General features: G+C 56.2%; 6 protein-coding genes. 4 read left to right on the top strand and 2 right to left on the bottom strand.

What is annotated here, in order from left to right:
- Window position 1 precedes the first annotated feature (1 nt).
- The 4 genes from rbsC to rbsR all read left to right on the top strand — a co-directional run bounded on the left by rbsC (window position 2) and on the right by rbsR (window position 3,885).
- A complete protein-coding gene (rbsC, locus tag FHW74_RS12515) occupies window positions 2–967 on the top strand; it encodes a ribose ABC transporter permease (protein ID WP_183170731.1) in 966 nt (321 codons plus the stop codon).
- A gap of 26 nt (window positions 968–993) precedes the next feature.
- Window positions 994–1,881: a ribose ABC transporter substrate-binding protein RbsB gene (gene rbsB, locus FHW74_RS12520; protein WP_183170732.1), complete on the top strand. Its 888-nt coding sequence runs from the start codon at window positions 994–996 to the stop codon at window positions 1,879–1,881.
- A gap of 78 nt (window positions 1,882–1,959) precedes the next feature.
- A complete protein-coding gene (gene rbsK / locus FHW74_RS12525) occupies window positions 1,960–2,889 on the top strand; it encodes a ribokinase (protein ID WP_183170733.1) in 930 nt (309 codons plus the stop codon).
- A gap of 3 nt (window positions 2,890–2,892) precedes the next feature.
- Window positions 2,893–3,885, top strand: coding sequence for a ribose operon transcriptional repressor RbsR (rbsR, locus tag FHW74_RS12530; protein ID WP_183170734.1), 993 nt, complete (start codon window positions 2,893–2,895; stop codon window positions 3,883–3,885).
- Window positions 3,886–3,887: 2 nt separating this feature from the next.
- Here the strand turns inward: rbsR and mdtD are convergent, their stop codons facing one another.
- Window positions 3,888–5,276 carry a multidrug transporter subunit MdtD gene (gene mdtD / locus FHW74_RS12535; protein WP_183170735.1) on the bottom strand — a complete coding sequence of 463 codons (1,389 nt, stop codon included), beginning with the start codon at window positions 5,274–5,276 and terminating at the stop codon, window positions 3,888–3,890.
- Window positions 5,277–5,295: 19 nt separating this feature from the next.
- Entirely contained in the window at window positions 5,296–5,991 is a 696-nt protein-coding gene (locus FHW74_RS12540; RefSeq protein WP_183170736.1) for a FadR/GntR family transcriptional regulator, read from the bottom strand.
- Between the last annotated feature and the right edge of the window lie 227 nt (window positions 5,992–6,218).

Below are 6,218 nucleotides of genomic sequence, written 5' to 3' on the forward strand. Positions count from 1 at the left end.
AATGAGTACCCAGACTATCACTGGCCGTCGCTATTTCACTAAAGCGTGGCTGTTAGAGCAAAAATCGCTGATTGCCCTGCTGGTGCTCATCGCGGTGGTTTCCACCATGAGCCCGAACTTTTTTACCCTGAATAACCTGTTCAACATTCTGCAGCAAACATCGGTCAACGCCATTATGGCGGTGGGCATGACGCTGGTTATCCTCACCTCGGGTATCGATCTGTCCGTCGGTTCCCTGCTGGCGTTAACCGGCGCGGTCGCCGCCTCTATTGTGGGTCTGGAAGTGAACGCGCTGGTGGCGGTGGCGGGCGCGCTGGCGCTTGGCGCGGCGATTGGCGGCGTAACCGGCGTCGTGGTCGCGAAAGGGCGCGTCCAGGCGTTTATCGCCACGCTGGTGATGATGCTGCTGCTGCGCGGCGTCACCATGGTGTACACCGACGGCAGCCCGATTAATACCGGCTTCTCTGACAATGCCGATCTGTTTGGCTGGTTCGGTATTGGCCGCCCGCTGGGCATCCCGACGCCGGTGTGGATCATGGCGGTGGTATTCCTTGCCGCCTGGTATATGCTGCATCACACTCGCCTGGGCCGTTATATCTATGCGCTGGGCGGCAACGAAGCGGCGACGCGCCTGTCCGGCATCAGCGTTAATAAAGTCAAAATCATCGTTTATTCGCTGTCCGGCATGCTGGCCGCGCTGGCGGGTGTTATTGAAGTGGCGCGTCTGTCTTCCGCGCAGCCGACTGCCGGTACCGGCTACGAGCTGGACGCCATCGCAGCGGTGGTGCTGGGCGGGACCAGCCTGGCGGGCGGTAAAGGCCGTATTGTAGGTACGCTGATCGGTGCGCTGATCCTCGGCTTCCTGAACAACGGGCTGAATTTATTAGGTGTTTCTTCCTATTACCAGATGATCGTTAAAGCAGTCGTCATTCTGCTGGCGGTACTGGTAGACAACAAAAAGCAGTAACTGATTACTCTACAGGACATCTGACTATGAACATGAAAAAACTGGCTACCCTGGTTTCTGCCGTTGCGTTAAGCGCCACCGTGAGCGCTAATGCCATGGCGAAAGACACGATCGCGCTGGTTATCTCCACGCTGAATAACCCGTTCTTTGTGTCATTAAAAGATGGCGCGCAGAAAGAAGCCGATAAGCTGGGGTATAACCTGGTAGTGCTGGATTCCCAGAACAACCCGGCGAAAGAGCTTGCTAACGTTCAGGATCTCACCGTTCGCGGAACGAAATTACTGCTGATCAACCCAACCGACTCCGACGCTGTGGGTAACGCCGTGAAGATGGCAAACCAGGCGAAAATCCCAGTGATCACCCTGGACCGTATGGCTTCTAAAGGCGACGTAATCAGCCACGTGGCGTCTGATAACGTTGCAGGCGGCAAAATGGCCGGTGACTTCATCGCTAAAAAACTGGGTGACGGCGCGAAAGTGATCGAGCTACAGGGTATCGCAGGTGCCTCCGCGGCCCGTGAGCGTGGCGAAGGCTTCAAACAGGCCACTGCGGCCCATAAATTTACCGTCCTGGCAAGCCAGCCGGCGGACTTCGACCGCACCAAGGGCCTGAACGTGATGCAAAACCTGCTGACCGCGCATCCGGACGTGCAGGCAGTGTTTGCTCAGAACGATGAAATGGCGCTGGGCGCACTGCGCGCGCTGCAAACCGCGGGTAAATCCGACGTGCTGGTGGTGGGTTTTGACGGCACCGCTGACGGCGTAAAAGCGGTTGAAGGCGGTAAGTTAGGCGCAACCGTGGCGCAGATGGCCGATCAGATTGGCGTGATTGGCGTAGAAACCGCGGATAAAGTGCTGAAAGGCGAAAAAGTTGAGAAGCAAATCCCGGTTGAGCTGAAGCTGGTTACCAAATAAGCCGAACGTTACATAAAGTTAGAAAAGCAGGGCACCGCGCCACCCACTCGGGTGGCGCATTTTGACTGGAACCCGAAAATGAAGACTACTGGCAAGCTGGTTGTTCTGGGCAGTATCAATGCCGACCATATCCTTAATCTTGAATCCTTCCCGAAGCCAGGTGAAACGCTGACCGGCAGCCAGTACCAGGTGGCTTTTGGCGGGAAAGGCGCAAATCAGGCGGTGGCTGCCGGGCGCAGCGGCGCGGATATCGCGTTTATTGCCTGCGTAGGCGATGACGATACCGGGCGTCGGGTCTGCACCCAGTTAGCCAGCGATAATATTGATATTTCGCCGGTGGAAACCATTGAAGGTGAATCCACGGGCGTGGCGCTCATTTTCGTTAACGCGGAAGGTGAGAACGTCATCGGCATCAGTGCTGGCGCCAACGGCGCGCTGACCCCGCAACGCGTTATTGCGCAAAACGACCTTATCGCCCAGGCATCCGCGCTGTTAATGCAGCTGGAATCGCCGGTGGAAAGCGTGGTCGCCGCCGCAAAAATCGCGCATCAGAACAACACCACCGTGATCCTTAACCCGGCGCCGGCGCGTGAGTTGTCTGACGAGCTGCTTAGCCTGGTCGACATTATCACGCCTAATGAAACCGAAGCAGAAAAGCTGACCGGCGTAAAAGTGACGACCGATGAGGATGCCGCACAAGCGGCCAGACGGTTGCACGATAAAGGCATCGGCACGGTGATTATCACTTTAGGTAGCCGTGGCGTGTGGGCCAGCCGTGACGGCCAGGGCCAGCGGGTACCGGGTTTCAAAGTTGATGCCGTAGATACCATTGCCGCAGGCGATACTTTTAATGGCGCGTTAGTTACCGCTTTACTGGAAGAGAAACCGCTGCCGGAAGCGATTCGCTTCGCCCATGCCGCTGCGGCTATTGCCGTGACCCGACGCGGCGCGCAGCCTTCCGTACCCTGGCGTCACGAGATCGACGACTTCTTACTACAGCAGGGGTAGCGCTTGGCGACGATGAAGGATGTTGCTCGCCTGGCGGGCGTCTCCACCTCCACGGTTTCTCACGTCATTAATAACGATCGCTTCGTGAGCGAGGCGATTCGTTTAAAAGTGAATGACGCCGTAAAAACCCTGAACTACGCCCCCTCGGCGCTGGCGCGCAGCCTGAAGCTTAATCAGACCCGCACCATCGGGATGCTGATCACCGCCAGTAGCAACCCCTTCTTCTCAGAAATCGTCCGCGGCGTGGAGCGCAGCTGCTTTGAGCGCGGCTATAGTCTGGTGCTGTGCAACACCGAAGGCGACGAACAGCGCATGAACAGCAATCTAGAAACGCTGCTGCAAAAGCGCGTCGATGGACTGCTGCTGTTATGTACCGAAACGCACCAGCCGTCCGCCGAAATCATGACGCGTTATCCTTCTATCCCTACCGTGATGATGGACTGGGCGCCTTTCGACGGCGACAGCGATCTGATTCAAGATAACTCGCTGCTGGGGGGGGAAATCGCGACCCAGCACCTGATTGATAAAGGTTATCGACGTATCGCCTGTATTACCGGGCCGCTGGATAAAACGCCGTCGCGGCTGCGGCTGGACGGCTATCGTAATGCCATGGCACGCGCCGGGCTGGCCATTCCTGACGGCTATGAGATCACCGGTGACTTTGAGTTTTCCAGCGGATTTAGCGCCATGAACGCCCTGCTGGCCTTACCCGAGCGGCCCGAAGCGGTTTTTACCGGCAACGATGCGATGGCGGTGGGCGCATACCAGGCGTTGTATCAGGCCGGGCTGAGCATTCCGAAAGATATGGCGCTGGTGGGGTATGACGATATTGAACTCGCGCGCTATATGACCCCGCCGCTGACCACCGTTCATCAACCGAAAGATGAACTGGGGGAGCTGGCTATTGATGTGCTGATCCATCGCATGGCGCAGCCGGGGCTTGCCCAGCAGCGCCTGCAATTAACACCGGAACTCATCGCGCGCGGCTCGTCTTAAGCTTAATGCCGTTCTTTAATCAGGTTACGTCCGTCTTTCGGACGTAACAGCATAAACACCAGCGCTGAGATCAGCGTTATCACTCCCATAGTAATAAAGGTGCTATGGAACTGTTCCACGGTGCTGGTGGTTTGATCGCTCTGATAAAAACGCAGCACTGCTGCGCTCACCGCGACCCCAAGGCTAATAGAAAGCTGCTGCGTCACGGCCAGCATGCTGTTGCCGCTACTGGCGTTTTCATCGGTGAGATCCGCAAGGGTGATGGTATTCATCGAGGTGAACTGTATCGACATCGCCATCCCCAGAATAAACAGCGGCAATATCAGCGCCCAGACCGGCATCGCAGGGGACTGCAATGCGAACTGGCCGATCATCAAACCAATAAACAGTGTGACGCCCACCAGGGTTTTCCGGTAGCCGAGGTTACGCAGGATTTTGGTGACCAGCGATTTTGCCAGAATCGAACCGATGGCGGTGGGCGCCATCATGCAGCCCGCGATCAGCGCCTGGTAGCCGAATCCTACCTGTAACATTAATGGCATCAAAAACGGTACGCAGCCGGTGCCGAGCCGCGACGCGATATTGCCCGCGATGCCGATAGAGAAGGTACGCGTTTTAAACATCGGCAGCGCAATGATCGGAGTGGGGTGACGACGGGCGTGAAAGATATAGGCGACCAGCAGCGCCAGACCGCTGGCGATCACTACGCCGGCAAGCCAGGTCTCGACAATTTTCTCGCCAAAGAGCTCCATCCCGCTGGAGAACAGCACCAGACTCAGACCGAACAGCAAAAATCCACCCATATCAAACCCGCGGCGCGGCGTCGTAAAGTTGGGCATGTATTTGCGCGCATACAGCAGACCGGCGACACCGATAGGGATGTTGATTAAGAAAATCCAGTGCCAGCTGGCCCAGGTAACCAGCACACCGCCCAGTACCGGCCCCAGCACCGGGCCGACCAACCCCGGCATAGTCACGAAATTTAATACCGGCAGCAACTCGCTGCGGGGATAGGCGCGTAGCAACGCCAGTCGGGCGACCGGCATCATCATCGCCCCGCCGACGCCTTGCATCACTCTGAACAACACCAGTTGACCCAAATTCTGCGACAGGGCGCAGGCCAGCGATCCCAGGGTAAACAGCATTACGGCGATCATAAACACCCGGCGAGTGCCGAAGCGGTCAGCAAGCCAGCCGCTGACGGGGATAAGCATCGCTACCGTCAGGGTGTAACTAATGATGGCGGACTGCATCGCCAGCGGCGAGCGGTCCAGGCTGTGGGCGATTGCGGGTAACGCGGTGTTAAGAATGGTGGCGTCCAGCGCCTGCATAAAAAAGGCCATCGCCGCAATCCACGGCAGCCCTGCCATACTGCGAGCTTTTCTAATCATGAATACCTTATTAGCGCGTTCAGGGTTGGTGGGGCTCCCGCAACAGTTCACGACAGGCGGAAGAGGCGGCTTCGCCATCGCCCCTGAGAATAGCGTCGACAATCTGTTGATGAACGTCGAGCTTAATCACTTCGTTATGGGTAATAGATGAGAAGTAATTGTAATAGATGGAATGGAACAGGGCAGCGAAGGAGGTCAGAAAGGGATTACTGCTCATTTCGTAGATCTGTTCGTGGTAAGAAACGTCGACATCAACCCAGCGCTGGCGATCGAATGCCGTCTTCAGCGCCACCATTTCACTCATGGTATTTTTAAGCGCCGCTTTCTGTGTATCCGTACCATGAAGGGCTGCCAGCGCGCAGGCTTGTGGTTCAAGGCTGGTGCGCATCACCAGAAAATGGCTAATGACTTCGGAAAAGTTTTCCTGAGTCATCCACCATCCTAATAACTCTTTATCCAGGAAGTTCCAGTTGTTCTGTGGCATCACGCGAGTGCCGATGCGTGGACGCGGGAGTACCATGCCTTTCGCGGTTAAGGTTTTTACGGCTTCTCGTACCGCGGTTCTGCTCACGCCGAACTGCTCACCCAGCTCAATCTCACCGGGCAAAATCGTACCAGGTGTGTACTCACCCTTTAAAATGCGTTGCGCCAGCTTCTCTGCAAGGACGTAAGAAAGGTTCTTTTGGGCCGCTAACTGTTGTGCAGATAAAGGCATAAGGCATTCCCTTTATAGAGAGGTTTTACGGTGTAGTATGCCATCGGCCTCGTGGGTTCGATGCAAAAAACAGCAAATGCCTATGTAATTGCTGGATTAATGAGTCATATGCATAAAAAAGAGACGGTCGGAAATTATTTTTAAAAATAGGCTTGTCAGATTCTGATTACTCCCTATAATGCGCCACCACTGACACGGAACAACGGCGAACAGGCCGGCCGGTCAGC

Source organism: Atlantibacter sp. RC6, assembly GCF_014193285.1.
Taxonomy (GTDB): domain Bacteria; phylum Pseudomonadota; class Gammaproteobacteria; order Enterobacterales; family Enterobacteriaceae; genus Atlantibacter.

What these genes read in the sequence shown, in the direction of transcription:
- rbsB (WP_183170732.1), top strand. Translation starts at nt 994, where the DNA reads ATGAACATGAAAAAACTGGCTACCCTGGTTTCTGCCGTTGCGTTAAGC.
- rbsK (WP_183170733.1), top strand. Translation starts at nt 1,960, where the DNA reads ATGAAGACTACTGGCAAGCTGGTTGTTCTGGGCAGTATCAATGCCGAC.
- mdtD (WP_183170735.1), bottom strand. Translation starts at nt 5,276, where the DNA reads ATGATTAGAAAAGCTCGCAGTATGGCAGGGCTGCCGTGGATTGCGGCG.
- FHW74_RS12540 (WP_183170736.1), bottom strand. Translation starts at nt 5,991, where the DNA reads ATGCCTTTATCTGCACAACAGTTAGCGGCCCAAAAGAACCTTTCTTAC.
- rbsC (WP_183170731.1), top strand. Translation starts at nt 2, where the DNA reads ATGAGTACCCAGACTATCACTGGCCGTCGCTATTTCACTAAAGCGTGG.